Source organism: Pseudomonas sp. NFACC32-1 (assembly GCF_900101215.1).
In the GTDB taxonomy this organism is placed as follows: Bacteria; Pseudomonadota; Gammaproteobacteria; order Pseudomonadales; family Pseudomonadaceae; genus Aquipseudomonas.
Genome location: NZ_FMUL01000013.1, coordinates 78,346 through 98,067, shown reverse-complemented (window position 1 = coordinate 98,067; position 19,722 = coordinate 78,346). Strand labels below are relative to the sequence as shown.

Annotated in this window: 17 protein-coding genes; 16 read left to right on the top strand and 1 reads right to left on the bottom strand. The window is 63.3% G+C overall.

The features are described 5' to 3' along the window. Positions 1 to 68: 68 nt before the first annotated feature. From mraZ to lpxC, 16 genes are all read left to right on the top strand, one after another. A complete protein-coding gene (gene mraZ / locus BLP99_RS19450; protein WP_072396977.1) occupies positions 69 to 524 on the top strand; it encodes a division/cell wall cluster transcriptional repressor MraZ in 456 nt (151 codons plus the stop codon). After that, on the top strand, positions 521 to 1,468 hold the full coding sequence (gene rsmH, locus BLP99_RS19445) for a 16S rRNA (cytosine(1402)-N(4))-methyltransferase RsmH (RefSeq protein WP_072431566.1): 948 nt from the start codon (positions 521 to 523) through the stop codon (positions 1,466 to 1,468). Before mraZ ends, rsmH begins: the two co-directional genes overlap by 4 nt. After that, positions 1,465 to 1,758 carry a cell division protein FtsL gene (gene ftsL, locus BLP99_RS19440; protein ID WP_053146444.1) on the top strand — a complete coding sequence of 98 codons (294 nt, stop codon included), beginning with the start codon at positions 1,465 to 1,467 and terminating at the stop codon, positions 1,756 to 1,758. The genes rsmH and ftsL overlap by 4 nt, the downstream gene beginning before the upstream one ends. Next, on the top strand, positions 1,758 to 3,497 hold the full coding sequence (locus tag BLP99_RS19435) for a peptidoglycan D,D-transpeptidase FtsI family protein (protein ID WP_172834658.1): 1,740 nt from the start codon (positions 1,758 to 1,760) through the stop codon (positions 3,495 to 3,497). The genes ftsL and BLP99_RS19435 overlap by 1 nt, the downstream gene beginning before the upstream one ends. Next, entirely contained in the window at positions 3,497 to 4,960 is a 1,464-nt protein-coding gene (locus BLP99_RS19430) for a UDP-N-acetylmuramoyl-L-alanyl-D-glutamate--2,6-diaminopimelate ligase (protein WP_072397004.1), read from the top strand. Before BLP99_RS19435 ends, BLP99_RS19430 begins: the two co-directional genes overlap by 1 nt. Then, positions 4,953 to 6,320, top strand: coding sequence for a UDP-N-acetylmuramoyl-tripeptide--D-alanyl-D-alanine ligase (locus BLP99_RS19425; RefSeq protein WP_076406303.1), 1,368 nt, complete (start codon positions 4,953 to 4,955; stop codon positions 6,318 to 6,320). Before BLP99_RS19430 ends, BLP99_RS19425 begins: the two co-directional genes overlap by 8 nt. Then, positions 6,320 to 7,402 carry a phospho-N-acetylmuramoyl-pentapeptide-transferase gene (gene mraY, locus BLP99_RS19420; protein ID WP_072397008.1) on the top strand — a complete coding sequence of 361 codons (1,083 nt, stop codon included), beginning with the start codon at positions 6,320 to 6,322 and terminating at the stop codon, positions 7,400 to 7,402. The genes BLP99_RS19425 and mraY overlap by 1 nt, the downstream gene beginning before the upstream one ends. 5 nt (positions 7,403 to 7,407) lie before the next feature. Further along, a complete protein-coding gene (gene murD, locus BLP99_RS19415) occupies positions 7,408 to 8,754 on the top strand; it encodes a UDP-N-acetylmuramoyl-L-alanine--D-glutamate ligase (protein WP_072397010.1) in 1,347 nt (448 codons plus the stop codon). After that, complete coding sequence (ftsW, locus tag BLP99_RS19410; protein WP_072397012.1) at positions 8,751 to 9,968, top strand: putative lipid II flippase FtsW; 1,218 nt, start codon at positions 8,751 to 8,753, stop codon at positions 9,966 to 9,968. The genes murD and ftsW overlap by 4 nt, the downstream gene beginning before the upstream one ends. Beyond that, positions 9,958 to 11,028, top strand: coding sequence for an undecaprenyldiphospho-muramoylpentapeptide beta-N-acetylglucosaminyltransferase (gene murG / locus BLP99_RS19405; protein WP_072397014.1), 1,071 nt, complete (start codon positions 9,958 to 9,960; stop codon positions 11,026 to 11,028). The genes ftsW and murG overlap by 11 nt, the downstream gene beginning before the upstream one ends. Continuing rightward, entirely contained in the window at positions 11,021 to 12,481 is a 1,461-nt protein-coding gene (gene murC / locus BLP99_RS19400) for a UDP-N-acetylmuramate--L-alanine ligase (protein WP_076406305.1), read from the top strand. The genes murG and murC overlap by 8 nt, the downstream gene beginning before the upstream one ends. Next, positions 12,478 to 13,443, top strand: coding sequence for a D-alanine--D-alanine ligase (locus tag BLP99_RS19395; protein WP_072397018.1), 966 nt, complete (start codon positions 12,478 to 12,480; stop codon positions 13,441 to 13,443). The genes murC and BLP99_RS19395 overlap by 4 nt, the downstream gene beginning before the upstream one ends. 2 nt (positions 13,444 to 13,445) lie before the next feature. Further along, on the top strand, positions 13,446 to 14,312 hold the full coding sequence (locus tag BLP99_RS19390) for a cell division protein FtsQ/DivIB (protein WP_042729561.1): 867 nt from the start codon (positions 13,446 to 13,448) through the stop codon (positions 14,310 to 14,312). A gap of 15 nt (positions 14,313 to 14,327) precedes the next feature. Beyond that, entirely contained in the window at positions 14,328 to 15,587 is a 1,260-nt protein-coding gene (gene ftsA / locus BLP99_RS19385) for a cell division protein FtsA (protein WP_053149737.1), read from the top strand. Positions 15,588 to 15,687: 100 nt separating this feature from the next. Then, the gene (gene ftsZ / locus BLP99_RS19380) at positions 15,688 to 16,881 is read left to right on the top strand and encodes a cell division protein FtsZ (protein ID WP_072397020.1); all 1,194 of its coding nucleotides are present in this window, start codon (positions 15,688 to 15,690) and stop codon (positions 16,879 to 16,881) included. A gap of 112 nt (positions 16,882 to 16,993) precedes the next feature. Next, the gene (gene lpxC, locus BLP99_RS19375; RefSeq protein WP_010452622.1) at positions 16,994 to 17,905 is read left to right on the top strand and encodes a UDP-3-O-acyl-N-acetylglucosamine deacetylase; all 912 of its coding nucleotides are present in this window, start codon (positions 16,994 to 16,996) and stop codon (positions 17,903 to 17,905) included. Positions 17,906 to 18,048: 143 nt separating this feature from the next. On the opposite strand, the gene BLP99_RS19370 is transcribed toward lpxC, so the two are convergent. Next, positions 18,049 to 19,545, bottom strand: a complete 1,497-nt coding sequence (locus BLP99_RS19370; RefSeq protein WP_072397022.1) for a sensor domain-containing diguanylate cyclase — start codon at positions 19,543 to 19,545, stop codon at positions 18,049 to 18,051. Between the last annotated feature and the right edge of the window lie 177 nt (positions 19,546 to 19,722).

Genomic DNA, 19,722 nt, shown 5'->3' with positions numbered 1-19,722 from the left:
AGTGGAGGAAAGTGGCATGAAGTGGGTTTTTTGGGCGGTAAAACGCTGAATCTGGGAGAAACGCTGACGTGTTTCGCGGAGCTAACGCCATCAGTCTCGATGCAAAGGGCCGTCTCGCCATGCCGAGCCGGTACCGTGACGAGCTCGTTTCGCGTAGTTCCGGGCAATTGATCGTCACGATCGATGCTGTTGACCCCTGCCTGTGCGTCTACCCCCTCGATGAATGGGACGTCATCGAAACCAAACTGCGCGCACTGCCTTCGCTGCGTGAAGAAAACCGCCGTCTGCAACGTTTGCTGATCGGTAATGCCGTCGATCTCGAGCTCGACGGCAGTGGTCGTTTCCTGGTCCCGCCGCGCCTGCGCGAATACGCCAAGCTGGACAAGCGCGCGATGCTGGTGGGCCAACTGAACAAGTTCCAATTGTGGGACGAAGATGCCTGGAATGCGGTTTCCGCCGCCGACCTCGCTGCTATTCAACAACCGGGTGCCATGCCCGATGAACTGCGTGATCTGATCCTGTGACTATTGATAGCGGCTTCAAACACATCACCGTACTGCTGGACGAGGCCGTCGACGCTCTCGCCGTACGTCCTGATGGCTGCTATCTGGACGGCACGTTCGGGCGCGGTGGGCACAGTCGGCTGATTCTCAGCCAGCTCGGTCCGGACGGCCGGCTGCTGGGGTTCGACAAGGATCCTCAAGCGATTGCCACCGGGCAAGCGCTGGCGGCCGAAGACGGCCGCTTTGTCGTTGTGCAGCGCAGCTTTGCCGAGCTGGGTTCGGAAGTCGCCGAGCGGGGCCTGGCCGGCAAGGTCAGCGGCGTCCTGCTCGACCTGGGCGTGTCTTCGCCGCAACTGGACGACCCGGAGCGCGGTTTCAGTTTCCTCAACGATGGCCCGCTGGACATGCGCATGGATCCTTCCCGTGGCATCAGTGCGGCCGAGTTCGTCAATACCGCCCCAATGGAAGAAATCGCCCGCGTCTTCAAGGAATATGGCGAAGAGCGTTTTTCCGGGCGCATGGCGCGTGCCGTGGTGGAACGGCGCGAGATCAAGCCTTTCGAACGCACTGGTGACCTGGCCGAAGTGCTGAAGGTCGCCAATCCGGCGTGGGAAAAGGGCAAGAATCCGGCGACCCGTGCTTTCCAGGGGCTGCGCATCCACGTCAATAATGAATTGGGCGATCTCGAAGCCGGCCTCGAAGCGGCCCTCGATGCGCTGGAGATCGGTGGTCGGCTGGTGGTGATCAGCTTCCATTCCCTGGAAGACCGTATCGTCAAGCTGTTCATGCGCAAGCTGACCAAGGGCGAAGCCGATAACCTGCCGCGCAACCTGCCGGTGCGTTTCGAAGCCTTCGTGCCCAGGATCAAGATCCACGGCAAGGCCCGGTTCGCCTCCGAGGCTGAGCTCAAGGCCAATCCACGCGCCCGTAGTGCCGTCATGCGTGTCGCGGAGAAGTTGCGGTGAGCCGGCTCTTCGCCAAGCCCCTGCCAGGCGGCAGCTTTTTCATGCTGCTGCTGTTTATCGGCGTGCTCGTGTCGGCCATTGCCGTGTCCTACAGTGCCCACTGGAACCGTCAGCTGCTCAATACGCTTTACAACGAACTGAGCGTGCGCGACAAGGCGCAGGCCGAATGGGGGCGGTTGATCCTGGAGCAAAGTACCTGGACGGCCCATAGCCGTATCGAAGTGCTGGCCACCGAACAACTGAAAATGCGCATCCCGGGCGCTGCCGAAGTGCAGATGGTGGCGCCATGATGAAGCTCGAAGGGGCGCTGTTCCCGTGGCGGTTCCGTCTGGTCCTGGGGTTGCTCGGGATCATGGTGGCTGCCATTTCGTGGCGCATCATCGACCTGCAGGTCGTCGACCGTGATTTCCTCAAGGGGCAAGGTGACGCCCGCAGTGTGCGTCATATTCCTATTCCGGCTCACCGCGGCCTGATCACCGACCGCAATGGCGAACCCCTGGCCGTGAGTACGCCGGTGACCACCTTGTGGGCCAATGCCAAGGAAATGCAGCTGGCCAAGGACAAGTGGCCCGCCCTGGCGGCCGCTCTCGGGCAGGATCCCAAGGCTTTGGCCGAGCGTCTCGAAGCACAGGCCAACAAGGAGTTCATCTATCTGGTTCGCGGCCTGACCCCGGAACAGGGCCAGAGCGTGCTCGACCTGAAGGTGCCGGGTGTCTATGGCATCGAAGAGTTCCGGCGTTTCTATCCCGCCGGGGAAGTCACGGCCCACATGGTCGGATTCACCGACATCGATGACCGCGGCAGGGAAGGGGTCGAACTGGCCTACGATGAATGGCTTGCCGGGGTGGCCGGCAAGCGGCAAGTCATCAAGGATCGGCGCGGCAGGCTGATCAAGGATGTCCAGGTCACCAAAAACGCCAAGGCCGGAAAGCCCTTGGCGTTGTCCATTGATCTGCGCCTGCAATACCTGGCCAACCGCGAGCTGCGCAATGCCATCGTCGAGAACGGTGCCAAGGCCGGCAGCCTGGTGATCATGGACGTGAAGACCGGCGAGATCCTCGCCATGGTCAACCAGCCGACCTACAACCCCAACAACCGTCGCAACCTGCAGCCGGCGATGATGCGTAACCGCGCGATGATCGACGTGTTCGAGCCTGGTTCCACCATGAAGGCGGTCTCCATGGCCGCCGCCCTGGAGACCGGACGCTGGAAACCGAGCGACACCGTCGAGGTGTATCCGGGGACCTTGCAGATCGGCAAGTACACCATTCGCGACGTGTCCAAGACCGAAGGCCCGGTGCTCGACCTGACCGGTATCCTGATCAATTCCAGTAACGTCGGCATGAGCAAGATCGCCTTCGACATCGGCGGCGAAACGATCTACCGCCTGGCCCAGAAGATCGGCCTCGGCCAGGACACCGGCCTGGGGTTCCCGGGTGAACGTGTCGGCAACCTGCCGAACTATCGGGAATGGCGCAAGGCCGAAACGGCCACGCTGTCCTATGGCTACGGTGTCTCCGTGACGGCGATCCAGTTGGTCCACGCATTTTCGGCGTTGGCCAACAATGGCCGTATCGCACCCCTGACCCTGATCAAATCCGACAAGCCGCCGCAAACCACCCAGGTGATCCCGGAGAATGTCGCCAAGACCATGCAGGGCATGCTGCAGCAGGTGATCGAGGCGCCGCGCGGGGTGTATCGCGCCCAGGTGCCGGCCTATCACGTCGCGGGCAAGTCGGGTACGGCCCGCAAGACCTCCGTGGGGACCAAGGGCTATGCCGAGAACTCCTACCGTTCGCTGTTCGCCGGCTTCGGCCCGATGAGCGACCCTCGCTACGCCATCGTGGTGGTCATCGACGAGCCGAGCAAGGCCGGTTACTTCGGTGGCCTGGTTTCAGCGCCGGTCTTCAGCAAGGTCATGTCCGGCACCCTGCGCCTGATGAACATTACTCCGGATAACCTGCCGCCGACCCAGCAGGCGAGTACCGCGCCGGTCGTCCCCTTGAAAGCCGATGGAGGGCGTGGCTGATGTCCCTGAGCCTGAACAAGATATTCGCCCACGCCGGTCACGATCTGCTGATTCGCGAACTGGCCCTGGACAGCCGCAACGTCCGTGCCGGGGATCTGTTCCTGGCCGTGCCGGGCGCGCGTTCCGATGGCCGTGCCCATATCGCCGATGCCTTGAAGCGCGGGGCTGCCGCCGTGGCCTATGAAGTGGAAGGCGCCACCGTGCTGCCGATCACCGATGTCCCGCTGATCCCGGTGAAGGGGCTGGCGGCGCAGCTGTCGGATATCGCCGGTCGCTTCTATGGCGAGCCGAGCCGTCACCTGAACCTGATTGGCGTGACCGGCACCAACGGCAAGACCAGCGTTACCCAACTGGTGGCCCAGGCGCTGGACCTGCTGGGCCAGCATTGCGGCATTGTCGGGACACTGGGCAATGGTTTCCACGCAGCGCTGGAAAGCGGCCTGCATACCACGCCGAACCCGATCGCCTTGCAGGCGACCCTGGCCGACCTGAAGAAGGCTGGGGCCAAGGCCGTGGCCATGGAAGTTTCCTCCCACGGCCTGGACCAGGGCCGCGTGACCGCCCTGGCATTCGACGTCGCGGTGTTGACCAACCTGTCCCGCGACCATCTGGATTACCACGGCACGATGCAGGCCTATGGCGAAGCCAAGGCACGGCTGTTTGCCTGGAACGACCTGAAATGCCGGGTCATCAATATCGACGACGCGTTCGGCCGGCAATTGGCCGCCGAGCACCGCGAGTCCCGGTTGATCACCTACAGCCTGGAAGATGCCAGCGCCTACCTTTATATACGCCAGGCGCAATTCACCGACGAAGGCGTGCGCGCCACGCTGGTCACGCCCCAGGGCGAACATCACCTGCGCAGCACCTTGCTGGGGCGTTTCAACCTGAGCAACGTGCTGGCCGCGGTGGGCGCCTTGCTTGGCCTGGACTACCCGCTGGATGAAATCCTCAAGGTCCTGCCGAAACTCGAAGGCCCGGCCGGTCGCATGCAGCGCTTGGGTGGCGGTACGCAACCGCTGGTGGTGGTCGATTACGCCCATACCCCCGATGCCCTGGAGAAAGTCCTGACGGCCCTGCGGCCTCACGCCCGGGGCAGGTTGCTGTGCCTGTTCGGCTGTGGTGGCGATCGCGACCGCGGCAAGCGTCCGCTGATGGCCGAAGTGGTCGAGCGGCTGGCCGATGGCGTGCTGGTCACCGACGACAACCCACGGACCGAAGACCCGATGCGGATTTTCGACGACATCCGCGCCGGATTCACCGCTGTGGATAACGTCACGTTCGTGGCCGGCCGTGCTCAGGCGATTGCGCAATTGATCGCTGGCGCTTCGGCGGACGACGTCATTGTCCTGGCTGGCAAGGGCCACGAGGACTATCAGGAAATCAATGGCGAACGCCACGCTTTCTCCGATCTGGTGGAAGCCGATCATGCCTTGACCGCGTGGGAGGTGGCCCATGCTTAAGGCCTTGAAACTCAGTGAACTGACCCATGCCTTGAACGGGCGCCTCGTCGCCGCGGACGCTACCTTCGACGGCGTGAGCATCGACAGCCGGGCCATTGTCGCCGGGCAGCTCTTCGTGGCCCTGGCCGGGCCGCGTTTCGACGGCCATGACTACCTGAACGAGGTCGCCGCCAAAGGCGCGGTCGCCGCGTTGGTCGAGCGGGAAGTGAGCAACAGCACGTTGCCGCAATTGCGGGTGGATGACACCCGCCAGGCCCTGGGCCAACTGGGCGCATTGAACCGTGCGGCGTTCGACAAGCCGGTCGCGGCCATCACCGGTTCCAGCGGCAAGACCACGGTCAAGGAAATGCTTGCCAGCATCCTGCGCACCCGTGGGCCAGTGCTGGCGACCCGTGGCAACCTGAACAACGACCTCGGCGTGCCCCTCACCCTGCTGGAGCTGGCGCCGGAACACAGTGCCGCCGTCATCGAGCTCGGGGCCTCGCGGCTCGGCGAGATTGCCTACACCGTGGCCATGACCAGGCCTCACGTGGCGGTGCTCAACAATGCCGGTACCGCCCACGTCGGCGAGTTCGGCGGTCCGGAGAAAATCGTCGAGGCCAAGGGCGAGATCATCGAGGGGCTGGATGCCAATGGCGTCGCCGTGTTGAATCTCGATGACAAGGCTTTCGAAATCTGGAAGGCCCGGGCCGGTGAGCGCAAGGTGCTGACCTTCGCCCTGAGCAATCTCGCCGCGAACTTCCATGCCAGCGACCTCGATCGCGATGCCCGCGGCTGCCCGGCCTTCAACCTGCACGGTCCCGACGGCGCCGAGCGGGTCCAGTTGAACCTACTTGGCACCCATAACGTTGCCAACGCCCTGGCCGCGGCGGCGGCTGCCCATGCCCTGGGCATTTCGCTGCCGGGCATCGTCGCCGGGTTGAACGCGGTGCAACCGGTCAAGGGGCGCTCGGTCGCGCAATTGGCCAGCAACGGCATGCGCGTGATCGACGACACCTATAACGCCAACCCGACGTCCATGTGCGCAGCGGTGGATATCCTGGCCGGGTTCTCCGGTCGCACCGTGCTGGTGCTGGGGGATATCGGCGAGCTGGGCGAGTGGGCGCAGCAAGGCCATCACGATGTCGGGGCCTATGCCCGTGGCAAGGTCGACGCGCTGTATGCGGTCGGCCCGATGATGGCCCATGCGGTCGCCGCCTTTGGCGAGCACGCGCGGCATTTCACCACTCAGGCCGAGCTGATCGAGGCCCTGGGTGCCGAACAAGACCCGAACACCACTTTATTGATCAAGGGCTCTCGTAGCGCCGCGATGGAAAACATCGTCGCGGCGCTGTGCGGCACCCGTATGGAGAAACATTGATGCTGCTGCTGCTAGCGGAGTACCTGCAACAGTTCCACAAAGGCTTCGCGGTCTTCCAGTACCTGACCCTGCGCGGGATCCTGGGCGTGCTGACCGCGTTGTCGTTGTCGCTGTTCCTGGGCCCGTGGATGATCCGCACCCTGCAGAACCTGCAGATCGGCCAGTCGGTGCGTAACGACGGCCCGCAGTCGCACCTGTCCAAGTCCGGTACTCCCACCATGGGCGGTGCGCTGATCCTGTCGTCCATCGGCATCAGCACCTTGCTCTGGGCCGACCTGGCGAACCGCTACGTCTGGGTCGTGCTGTTGGTGACCCTGTTGTTCGGCGCCATCGGTTGGGTCGACGACTACCGCAAGGTCATCGAGAAGAACTCTCGTGGGCTGCCAAGCCGCTGGAAGTATTTCTGGCAGTCGGTGTTCGGCCTGTGCGCGGCGATCTTCCTTTATATGACCGCCGCCTCGCCGGTGGAAACCACCCTGATCCTGCCGATGCTCAAGGACTACAGCATCCCGCTGGGCGCCGGCTTCATCGTGCTGACCTACCTGGTGATCGTCGGTTCCAGCAACGCGGTCAACCTCACCGACGGCCTCGACGGCCTGGCGATCATGCCCACGGTCATGGTCGGCGGCGCGCTGGGAATCTTCTGCTACCTGTCGGGTAACGTGAAATTCGCCGAATACCTGCTGATTCCCTACGTACCGGGGGCGGGTGAGTTGATCGTGTTCTGTGGCGCCCTGATCGGTGCCGGCCTGGGCTTCTTGTGGTTCAACACCTACCCGGCGCAAGTCTTCATGGGCGACGTCGGCGCCCTGGCGCTGGGCGCGGCCCTGGGCACCATCGCCGTCATCGTTCGCCAGGAAATCGTCCTGTTCATCATGGGCGGCGTGTTCGTGATGGAGACCCTGTCAGTCGTCATTCAGGTTGCTTCCTTTAAATTGACCGGCCGCCGCGTATTCCGCATGGCACCGATCCACCACCACTTTGAACTCAAGGGCTGGCCCGAGCCACGCGTGATCGTCCGTTTCTGGATCATCACCGTGATCCTGGTGCTGATCGGCCTTGCCACCCTGAAACTGAGGTAGAACGAGTGTCCCTGATCGCTTCTGACCACTTCCGCATCGTTGTCGGCCTCGGCAAGAGCGGCATGTCCCTGGTTCGCTTCCTGGCGAACCGGGGCGTGTCGTTTGCCGTGGCCGATACGCGGGAGAATCCACCTGAGCTTGCGACGTTGCGTCGCGACTATCCGCAGGTGGACGTGCGTTGTGGCGAGCTGGACGTCGAGTTCCTGTGCCGCGCCGATGAGCTCTACGTGAGTCCCGGCCTGGCCCTGGCGACGCCGGCCCTGCAGGCGGCCGCTGCCCGTGGCGTGAAATTGTCCGGTGACATCGAGCTGTTCGCCCGCAACGCCAAGGCGCCGATCGTTGCCATCAGCGGTTCCAACGCCAAGAGCACCGTCACCACCCTGGTGGGCGAGATGGCCGCGGCCGCCGGCAAGCGGGTCGCCGTCGGTGGCAACCTGGGCACTCCGGCCCTGGACCTGCTCAGCGATGACGTCGAGCTTTATGTGATGGAGCTGTCGAGCTTCCAGCTCGAAACCACCGACCACCTGGGCGCCGAAGTGGCCACCGTGCTCAATATCAGCGAAGACCACATGGACCGCTACAGCGGCCTGCCGGCCTATCACCTGGCCAAGCACCGGATCTTCCGGGGCGCCCGGCAAGTGGTGTTCAACCGCCAGGATGCCCTGACCCGCCCGTTGTTGGGCGAGGGCATGCCGTGCTGGTCCTTTGGCCTGGGGGTACCGGACTTCAAAGGGTTCGGGTTGCGCGAAGAGAATGGCGAGAAATACCTGGCCTTCGAATTCCAGAACCTGATGCCGGTGCGCGAGCTCAAGATCCGTGGCGCCCATAACCAGGCCAATGCCCTGGCGGCGTTGGCCCTTGGACATGCGGTCGGCCTGCCGTTCGATGCCATGCTCTCGGCCCTGCGGACCTTCGCCGGGCTCGAGCACCGTTGCCAGTGGGTGCGCGACCTCGATGGCGTGGCCTGGTACAACGATTCCAAGGCCACCAACGTCGGCGCTGCGCTGGCCGCCATCGAAGGCCTGGGCGCGGACATCCAGGGCAAGCTCGTGCTGATCGCCGGCGGCGACGGTAAGGGCGCCGACTTCAAGGACCTGCGCGATCCGGTGGCGGCCAACTGCCGCGCCGTGGTGCTGATGGGGCGTGACCGCGAATTGATTGCCCAGGCCATCGGCGATGCCGTGCCGCTGGTTCGCGTCGACTCCCTGGACGAGGCCGTGCGGCAATGTCGCGCCCTTGCCCAGCCGGGCGACGCGGTGCTGTTGTCGCCGGCCTGCGCCAGTTTCGACATGTTCAAGAACTACGAAGAGCGTGGGCAGCTGTTTGCCCGGGCGGCGGAGGACTTGGCATGAGCCTCATGAATATCATCAAGCCGTACCCGTCGCCGTTGATCACCGGCCGTGGCATCGACCTGGACTTCCCGATGCTTGCCGGCTGCCTGGCGCTGCTGGGCCTGGGCCTGGTGATGATCACTTCGGCGTCCTCGGAAGTGGCCGCGGTGCAATCGGGCAACACGCTTTACCACATGATCCGTCACTTGATCTATCTGGTGATCGGCCTGGGCGCGTGCATCGTCACCATGATGGTGCCGATCGCCACCTGGCAACGCCTGGGCTGGATGATGCTGCTCGGTGCCTTTGGCCTGCTGGTGCTGGTGCTGGTGCCGGGGATCGGTCGCGAGGTCAACGGTTCGATGCGCTGGATCGGCTTCAGCTTCTTCAACGTGCAGCCTTCGGAAATCGCCAAGGTCTTCGTGGTGCTCTTCCTGGCCGGCTACCTGGTGCGGCGCCAGAAGGAAGTGCGCGAGAGCTGGATGGGCTTCTTCAAGCCATTCATCGTCCTGCTGCCCATGGCGGGCCTGTTGCTGATGGAGCCGGACTTCGGTGCCACGGTGGTGATGATGGGCGCTGCGGCGGCCATGCTGTTCCTGGGGGGCGTCGGACTGTTCCGTTTCATCCTGATGGTGGCGCTGGCGGTCGCGGCCGTGACCGTACTGGTACAGGCGCAGCCCTACCGGATGGCGCGCCTGATCACCTTCACCGACCCGTGGGCCGACCAGTTCGGTTCCGGCTACCAGCTGACCCAGGCCCTGATCGCCTTCGGGCGCGGGGAGTGGCTGGGTGTTGGGCTGGGCAACAGCGTGCAGAAGCAATTCTACCTGCCGGAAGCCCACACCGACTTCGTGTTCTCGGTCCTGGCCGAGGAGCTGGGCGTGGTGGGTTCGCTGTGCACCGTCGCGCTGTTCGTCTTCGTCTGCGTGCGGGGCATGTACATCGGCCTGTGGGCCGAGAAAGCCAAACAGTTTTTCGCCGCGTACGTGGCGTACGGCCTGTCGTTCCTGTGGATCGGTCAATTTTTGATCAATATCGGGGTGAACGTCGGCCTGTTGCCGACCAAGGGCCTGACCCTGCCATTTCTCAGCTATGGCGGCAGTTCCCTGGTGATCTGCTGCGCCTGCCTGGGCCTGCTGCTACGCATTGAATGGGAAAGCCGGACTCACCTGGGCAGCGAAGAAATGGAATTCCATGAAAGCGACTTCGCCGAGGAGCCGACTCATGGGCGCTAACGTGCTGATCATGGCGGGCGGTACCGGCGGGCACGTGTTCCCGGCGCTGGCCTGTGCCCGTGAGTTCCAGGCCCGTGGCTACACCGTGCACTGGCTGGGCACGCCGCGGGGCATCGAGAACGAGCTGGTGCCCGGCGCCGGCCTGGAGCTGCACCGGATCGACGCCAGCGGGCTGCGAGGCAAGGGCCGGTTGTCGTTGCTCAAGGCGCCACTGATGCTGCTCAGGTCGATCTGGCAGGCGCGGGCGATCATTCGGCGGCTGCGGCCGGTATGCGTGGTGGGGTTTGGCGGTTATGTGACCGGTCCCGGTGGTGTCGCGGCGAAACTGGCCGGCGTACCGGTGATCGTTCACGAGCAGAACGCCGTGGCCGGTACCGCCAATCGGTTACTCGTGCCGTTGGCCGCCCGGGTCTGTGAAGCCTTTCCCGACACCTTTACCCTGTCGGGCAGCCGGCGCACCACCGGCAATCCGGTGCGTACCGAGCTGTTTCTCGATACACCGCGCCCGGCCCTGGCCGGACGCAAGGCGCGTTTGCTGGTCCTGGGCGGAAGCCTGGGAGCGGAACCGTTGAACAAGCTGCTGCCCGAAGCCTTGTCGCAGGTCGCCCCCGAACTGCGGCCGGAAGTGTTTCATCAGGCCGGCAGGAACCACGATGAAGTGACCGCCGAGCGCTACCGCGCCGCAGGCGTCGAGGCGCAAGTGCAGCCTTTCATCAAAGACATGGCCCAGGCCTATGGCTGGGCCGACCTGGTGATCTGTCGCGCAGGCGCGCTGACCATCAGTGAACTGGCTGCCGCCGGTCTGCCCTCGATGCTGGTGCCTCTGCCCCACGCCATCGACGATCACCAGACCCGTAATGCCGATTATTTGGCCCGTGAAGGCGCTGCCTTCCTGATGCCGCAAAGAACGACTGGCGCCGCGGATCTCGCCGCGCGCCTGACAGAGGTATTGATGCAGCCGCAACGACTCGAAGACATGGCCCGCGCCGCGCGCCGCCTGGCCAAACCCGATGCTACGACCCAAGTGGTCGATACCTGCCTGGAGGTGGCCCATGGTTGAGAATCGCAAAGCCATGCCACAACCGGAAATGCGCCGTATCCGCCGCATCCACTTCGTCGGGATCGGCGGAGTGGGCATGTGCGGCATCGCCGAAGTGCTGTTGAACCTGGGCTACGAAGTTTCAGGCTCCGACTTGAAGGCTTCGCCGGTCACCGAGCGACTGGAGTCCTTCGGTGCGCAGATCTTCATCGACCACCGCGCCGAGAACGCCGCCAATGCCGACGTGCTCGTGGTGTCCAGTGCCGTGAACACTTCCAACCCTGAAGTGGCCACTGCCCTGGAACGCCGTATTCCCGTGGTGCCACGCGCCGAAATGCTGGCCGAGCTGATGCGCTACCGCCACGGCATCGCCGTGGCCGGCACCCATGGCAAGACCACCACCACCAGCCTGATCGCCTCGGTGTTCGCCGCCGGAGGCCTGGACCCGACCTTCGTCATCGGTGGCCGTCTGAACGCCGCGGGCACCAATGCCCAGCTGGGCACCAGTCGCTACCTGATCGCCGAAGCCGACGAGAGCGATGCGAGCTTCCTGCACCTGCAACCGCTGGTGGCGGTGGTGACCAACATCGATGCCGACCACATGGCAACCTACGATGGCGACTTCAACAAACTGAAGAAGACCTTCGTCGAGTTCCTGCACAACCTGCCGTTCTACGGGTTGGCGGTGGTGTGCCTGGACGACCCGGTCGTACGCGAGATCCTGCCCCTGATCAAGCGCCCGACCGTGACCTACGGGTTCGGCGAAGACGCCGATGTGCGGGCCATCAATGTACGCCAGCAGGGCATGCAGACCTTCTTCACCGTGCTGCGTCCCGAGCGCGAGCCGTTGGATGTGTCGGTGAACATGCCGGGTAACCACAACGTGCTCAATGCACTGGCAACCATCTGCATCGCCACCGACGAAGGTGTCAGCGACGAAGCCATTGTCCAGGGGCTCTCCGGGTTCCAGGGCGTGGGCCGGCGCTTCCAGGTCTACGGCGAACTGCCGGTGGATGGCGGCAACGTGATGCTGGTGGACGACTACGGCCATCATCCGACCGAAGTCGCGGCGGTGATCAAGGCCGTGCGCGGTGGCTGGCCGGAGCGGCGCCTGGTGATGGTCTACCAGCCGCACCGCTACAGCCGTACCCGCGACCTGTACGACGATTTCGTCCAGGTGCTGGCCGATGCCAACGTGCTGCTGTTGATGGAAGTCTATCCGGCCGGCGAAGAGCCGATTCCCGGTGCCGACAGCCGCCAGTTGTGCCACAGCATTCGCCAACGCGGCCAATTGGACCCGATCTACATCGAGCGCGGCGTGGACCTGGCGCCGCTGGTCAAGCCGCTGCTGCGCGCCGGTGACATCCTGCTGTGCCAGGGCGCCGGCGACATCGGCGGGCTCGCTCCGAAACTGTTGAAAAGTCCGTTATTCGCCGGGGCTGTCGTGGCATCCAGCGAGGGGAAATTGAAATGACTGCTGCCTACGCCAACCTGGTCTCGACCCTCGACCCGAAAGCTTTCGGCCGTGTCGCCGTGCTGTTCGGTGGCAAGAGCGCCGAGCGCGAGGTGTCCCTCAAATCCGGCAGGGCCGTGCTCGAAGCCCTGCAAAGCGCCGGTGTCGATGCGTTCGGCATCGACGTGGGCGATGACTTGCTGCAGCGCCTGCTGAGCGAAAAGATCGACCGCGCATTCATCATTCTCCACGGGCGCGGCGGCGAAGACGGCAGCATGCAGGGCCTGCTCGAATGCCTGGGCATCCCCTACACCGGCAGCGGCATCCTGGCTTCCGCGCTGGCGATGGACAAGCTGCGCACCAAGCAGGTCTGGCACAGCCTCGGCATTCCGACGCCGCGGCATGCCGTGCTGGCATCCGAGGCCGACTGTATTTCGGCGGCCACGGAACTGGGCTTCCCTTTGATCGTCAAACCGGCCCATGAAGGTTCAAGTATCGGCATGGCGAAAGTGAATTCGCTGCCTGAATTGACCGCGGCATGGAAAGACGCCAGTTCCTACGATTCGCAAGTGTTGGTCGAGCAGTGGATCACCGGTCCCGAGTTCACCATCGCCACCCTGCGTGACCAGGTGTTGCCCCCGATTGCCCTGGGCACGCCGCACACGTTCTACGACTACGACGCCAAGTACATCGCCAACGATACCCAGTACCGCATTCCCTGCGGGCTGGACGCCGCCAAGGAAAAAGAACTGATGGACCTCACGGCCAAGGCTTGTGAGGCGCTGGGTATCGCCGGTTGGGGCCGGGCGGACGTGATGCAGGACGCCGAGGGGCAGTTCTGGTTCCTGGAGGTCAATACCGCTCCGGGCATGACCGATCACAGCCTGGTACCGATGGCGGCCCGTGCCGCCGGTCTGGATTTCCAGCAACTGGTGCTGTCGATCCTGGCGGCCAGTGTCGGCACGCAAGAGGCAAGAGGTTAAGCATGCAAGGCGCATCGCTTCGTCATCAGCCCTCCGCACCCGGCCGCAAGCCGGTGCCGCGGGGTGCCAGCCGAATGGTGGCCAAGGAGCCGATGTCGGCGCGCCTGCCGAAAGCCAATTTTGGTTTCCTGAAGAGCCTGTTCTGGCCGGTACTGCTGGTGGCGTTGGGGTTCGGTACGTATGAAGGGGCGCAACGGCTGCTGCCCTATGCCGACCGGCCGATCGCGCGGATCAACGTCCAGGGCGACCTGAGCTACATCAGCCAGCAAGCGGTGCAGCAGCGGATCGCCCCGTTCGTGGCGTCGAGCTTCTTCACCATCGACCTGGCGGGCATGCGCACGGAGCTGGAGCAGATGCCCTGGATCGCCCACGCCGAGGTCCGCCGGGTGTGGCCCGACCAGGTGTCGATCCGCCTGGAGGAACAGCTGCCGGTGGCCCGTTGGGGCGACGAGTCGTTGCTGAACAACCAGGGTCAGGCGTTTACGCCACGGGAACTGGCCAACTACGAACATTTGCCACAGCTGTTCGGCCCTCAGCGGGCCCAGCAGCAGGTGATGCAGCAATACCAGGTGTTGAGTCAGATGTTGCGGCCGCTGGGCTTCTCCATCGCGCGCCTGGAATTGCGCGAGCGCGGCAGCTGGTTCCTGACCACTGGCGCGGGCAGCTCGGGACCGGGCATCGAGCTGTTGCTCGGTCGCGGCAACCTGGTGGAAAAGATGCGCCGCTTCATCGCCATCTATGACAAGACGCTCAAAGAACAGATTACGAACATCGCGCGCATCGATCTGCGCTATGCCAACGGCCTGGCCGTCGGCTGGCGGGAACCTGTGGCGCCCACGACGGCCGAACCCGCCGTCGCGAAGAATTAAGAAGAGGCAGGACCCATGGCAAACGTGCAAAGCGGAAAAATGATCGTCGGGCTGGATATCGGCACTTCCAAGGTGGTTGCGCTGGTAGGTGAGGTCGCGGACGACGGCACGCTGGTCATCGTCGGGATCGGCACCCATCCGTCCCGCGGCTTGAAGAAAGGCGTGGTGGTGAACATCGAGTCCACCGTGCAGTCGATCCAGCGCGCCATCGAAGAGGCGCAACTGATGGCCGGTTGCCGGATCCACTCGGCGTTCGTCGGCGTGGCGGGCAATCACATCCGCAGCCTGAACTCCCACGGTATCGTGGCGATCCGTGATCGCGAAGTCAGCTCCGCCGACCTCGAGCGCGTACTGGACGCGGCCCAGGCCGTGGCGATCCCGGCTGACCAGCGTGTGCTGCACACCCTGCCGCAGGACTACGTGATCGATAACCAGGAAGGCGTGCGCGAGCCCCTGGGCATGTCCGGCGTGCGCCTGGAAGCCAAGGTCCACGTGGTCACCTGCGCTGTTAACGCCGCGCAGAACATCGAGAAATGCGTGCGTCGCTGTGGCCTGGAGATCGACGACATCATCCTCGAGCAACTGGCCTCGGCCTATTCGGTGCTGACCGACGACGAGAAAGAACTGGGCGTGTGCCTGGTGGACATCGGCGGCGGCACCACCGACATCGCGATCTTCACCGAAGGCGCCATCCGCCACACGGCCGTGATCCCGATTGCCGGCGACCAGGTGACCAACGACATCGCCATGGCGTTGCGCACCCCGACCCAGTACGCCGAGGAAATCAAGATCCGCTACGCCTGCGCCCTGGCGAAACTGGCTGGCGCCGGTGAAACCATCAAGGTGCCCAGCGTTGGCGACCGTCCGCCGCGCGAGCTGTCGCGCCAGGCCCTGGCCGAAGTGGTCGAGCCGCGTTACGACGAGCTGTTCACGCTGATCCAGGCCGAGCTGCGTCGCAGCGGCTACGAAGACCTGATCCCGGCCGGCATCGTGCTGACCGGTGGTACGTCGAAGATGGAAGGCGCGGTCGAGCTGGCCGAGGAGATCTTCCACATGCCGGTACGCCTGGGCGTGCCCCATGGCATCAAGGGCCTGGACGACGTGGTTCGCAACCCGATCTATTCCACGGGCGTGGGCCTGTTGATGTACGGCTTGCAGAAACAGTCCGACGGGATCTCGTTCTCGGGGATCGGCAGCCGCGACAGCTACAGCAGCGACGAGCCCAAGGCGCCGCTTTTCGAGCGGCTCCAGGCTTGGGTCAAAGGCAATTTCTGAACCAGGTTCAACACTTCAGGCGGCGAGTCTCAGGCTTGGCGCCGGAAGGCAGTAAAAACGCAGTAGGCGAAAAAAACTAGAGAATGTAAGGAGAGGGAAAATGTTCGAACTCGTAGACAACATCCCCGCTAGCCCGGTTATCAAAGTAATCGGTGTCGGCGGTGGCGGCGGCAACGCTGTCAATCACATGGTCAAGAGCAACATCGAAGGCGTCGAATTCATCTGCGCCAACACCGATGCTCAAGCGCTGAAGAACATTGGCGCGCGGACCATCCTGCAACTGGGTACCGGCGTGACCAAGGGCCTGGGTGCCGGCGCGAATCCCGAGGTTGGCCGTCAGGCTGCCCTGGAAGACCGCGAGCGCATCGCTGAAGTCCTGGCCGGCACCAACATGGTGTTCATCACCACTGGCATGGGTGGTGGTACCGGTACCGGTGCGGCGCCGATCATCGCCGAAGTGGCCAAGGAAATGGGCATCCTCACCGTTGCGGTGGTGACCCGTCCGTTCCCGTTCGAAGGCCGCAAGCGCATGCAGATTGCCGATGAGGGCATCCGCGCGCTGAGCGAGAGCGTCGACTCGTTGATCACCATTCCCAACGAGAAGCTGCTGACCATCCTGGGCAAGGACGCCAGCCTGCTGTCGGCTTTCGCCAAGGCCGACGACGTACTGGCCGGTGCCGTTCGCGGTATCTCCGACATCATCAAGCGTCCGGGCATGATCAACGTCGACTTCGCCGACGTACGCACCGTGATGTCCGAAATGGGCATGGCGATGATGGGCACTGGCTGCGCCAGCGGTCCGAACCGTGCTCGCGAGGCCACCGAAGCGGCCATCCGCAACCCGTTGCTCGAAGACGTGAACCTGCAAGGTGCTCGCGGCATCCTGGTGAACATCACCGCCGGTCCCGACCTGTCCCTGGGCGAGTACTCCGACGTAGGTAGCATCATCGAGGCGTTCGCCTCCGACCACGCGATGGTCAAGGTCGGTACCGTGATCGATCCGGACATGCGTGACGAGTTGCACGTGACCGTGGTTGCCACCGGTCTGGGCGCGAAGATCGAGAAGCCGATGAAGGTGATCGACAACACCGTTCAAACCGCCATGGCCGCACAGCCTCAGCAGCAAGCCCCCGTTCGTCAGGAACAGCCTGCGGTGAACTACCGCGACCTGGACCGTCCGACCGTCATGCGCAACCAGGCCCAGGCCGGTGCTGCGACTGCCGCGAAGATGAATCCGCAAGACGATCTGGATTACCTGGACATCCCGGCTTTCCTGCGTCGTCAGGCCGATTGATGAAATGTATCAGGGGGATACGGGTGATTGGTGTTCAGCAAAGGTCTGGTCTGCTATCATCGCCAGCCTTTGTTGATACCAGTTCGCAATTTGCGCTGAAGCGGCCCATGCCATGATTAAACAACGCACCCTGAAGAATATTATCCGTGCCACAGGTGTCGGCCTGCACTCCGGCGAGAAGGTCTACCTGACCCTCAAGCCCGCGCCTGTCGATACCGGCATCGTGTTTTGTCGTGCCGACCTCGACCCTGTGGTGCAGATTCCTGCTCGCGCGGAAAATGTTGGTGAAACCACCATGTCGACCACATTGGTCAACGGTGACACCAAAGTGGACACGGTGGAGCATTTGCTCTCGGCCATGGCTGGCCTGGGCATCGATAACGCCTACGTCGAGCTCTCCGCGTCCGAAGTCCCGATCATGGATGGCAGTGCCGGACCCTTCGTATTCCTGATTCAATCGGCTGGCCTGGAAGAGCAGGACGCAGCCAAGAAGTTCATCCGCATCCTGCGGGAAGTGACAGTGGAAGACGGCGACAAGCGCGCCACTTTCGTCCCTTTCGATGGCTTCAAGGTGAGCTTCGAGATCGATTTCGATCACCCGGTTTTCCGTGACCGCACCCAGAGTGCAAGCGTGGATTTTTCCAGCACTTCGTTCGTAAAAGAAGTCAGCCGCGCCCGTACCTTTGGTTTCATGAGTGACATCGAGTACCTGCGCAAGCACAACCTCGCACTCGGCGGCAGTGTTGAAAACGCGATCGTGGTCGATTCCGATGGCGTGTTGAACGAAGACGGCCTTCGTTATGAAGACGAATTCGTCAAGCACAAGATCCTCGATGCAATCGGCGACCTCTACCTGCTGGGCAATAGCCTGATTGGTGAGTTCAAGGGCTTCAAGTCCGGCCACGCACTGAACAACCAGCTGCTGCGCAAGTTGATTGAGCAGAAAGATGCTTGGGAAGTCGTGACGTTCGAAGATGCCAGCACCGCACCAATCTCTTACATGCGTCCTGTAGCGGCCGTGTAAGCAAAAAACCTCTCTAGTTTTTTAAAGGCTGCCTTCGGGTGGCCTTTTTTTATGGATGTTTCCTGAGGATCGGATGAGCCCTGTGGCGAGGGATTTTTCCCTCGCTACAGGGACCGTATCCATCGCCTTTGGGGGCCGCGGTGTTACATCGCGCACACCACACGATTGCGCCCGCTGGCCTTGGCCTGGTACAGCGCCTTGTCGGCGGCGAAGAGCAACTCTTCAAGTTCGCCATAAGGGCCCTGGGCCCAGGTGGCGATGCCGATGCTGACCGTCATGGGGCCGTCGCCCGGGATCCTGGGTGGCTTCTGCTCTACGGCTTCGCGAATGTGCTGCGCCATGGCAAATGCCCCGGCGGTGGTGGTCTCCGGCAATACCACCGAAAATTCCTCGCCACCGTAGCGTGCCGCCAGGTCGGCGGGCCGTCGTACGTGCTCGCCGATCAGCTGCGCCAGGGCCTGCAGGGCTTCGTCGCCACCCTGGTGGCCGTGGCGGTCGTTGAACGCCTTGAAATGATCCGCATCGATCATCAGGACCGACAACGGTTGGCCCGAACGTTGGGCCCGCAGCCACTCCTGTTGCAGCGTTTCATCCAGGGTGCGTCGATTGGCGAGGCCCGTCAGGGCGTCGGTGGAGGCCTGCTGGGCCAGTTCACGCTCGGCACTGTGGCGGCGCCTCAATTCACGCCGCAGGAGCCACGTCAGCCAGAGCAAGCCGATGCACAGCGCGCCGGTGGCGCCGCTGACCAACAGCGCCGTACGTTGCCATGAGGCGAATACCTCCTGGGAGGACAGCGCCACCACGACGATCAATGGCAAGTTCCCTACCTGGGAAAAGGTGTACAGGCGTTGCGTCTGATCGACACTGGATACGCTGGTGAAACTGCCGTCGCCCTCGCGCAGGATGCGCATGAAATTCGGTCTGTTACTGAAGTCCTTGCCGATCATGTCCTCGGCCAGGGGCGGTTCCTGTGCCAACAGGAATCCGTCTCGACTGACCAGGTTGACCGTCCCGCCATGGCCAATGTTCAGGCTCTTGAACAACTGGCTGAAGTAGTTCAGGCGCATCGCCGCCTCGGCCACGCCGATGAACTCACCACGCTCGTCGTTGATTCGATAGCTGAAGCTGATACGCCAGTCGTGGGCGGCACTCCTGGAACGGAACGGGCGGCTGATCATCATGCCCAGGTCCGGGTTCTGCCGATGGGACTGGAAATATTCCCGGTCGGCGTAGTTGCCTTTGCGTGGTTCGATGGAGGCGGAATCGGCGATGACATCGCCATGCTTGTCCAGCAGCAGGATATCGCCCTTGTACGGCGCTGCGGTGGCGCGGTCGAACAGGGCCAGGTGGCGGACCGTTGGCGAAACCTCCTTCAGGTCATCGCGTTTTGCCGTGGCGATCAAGCCCTGCAGCGACAAGTCATAGAGCTCGACGTTGCGCAGCACATCGGCATCGATCAACTGCACGATGTTGGTCGCTGCACGGGTGGCAGCCTGCTGGGCGCTGGCATGTTCGCGAATCAGCAGGAACGTGACGATGCTCAGGATGGCGATGACGACCAGTGAACTGGCCAGTACGAGTGCGCGTTCCGAACGTTTGGAGGGTTGGGTGGTGCCGGGTGTCGCACTGCTTGCACTCATGGTTCCAATGTCTGCATTGTCATGTGGCAGGGATCCTTCCCAATGGGTTGCATAACGGGCAATGAACCAGATGCTGGCCTTTTGCTGATTGTGCTTGGATCGGTGGAAGCGGGCAATCGGTGTTCGTGCAATAGCCCCGGGATTGGCCTGAGCCTGGTTTGCGATTTTGATCGAGTT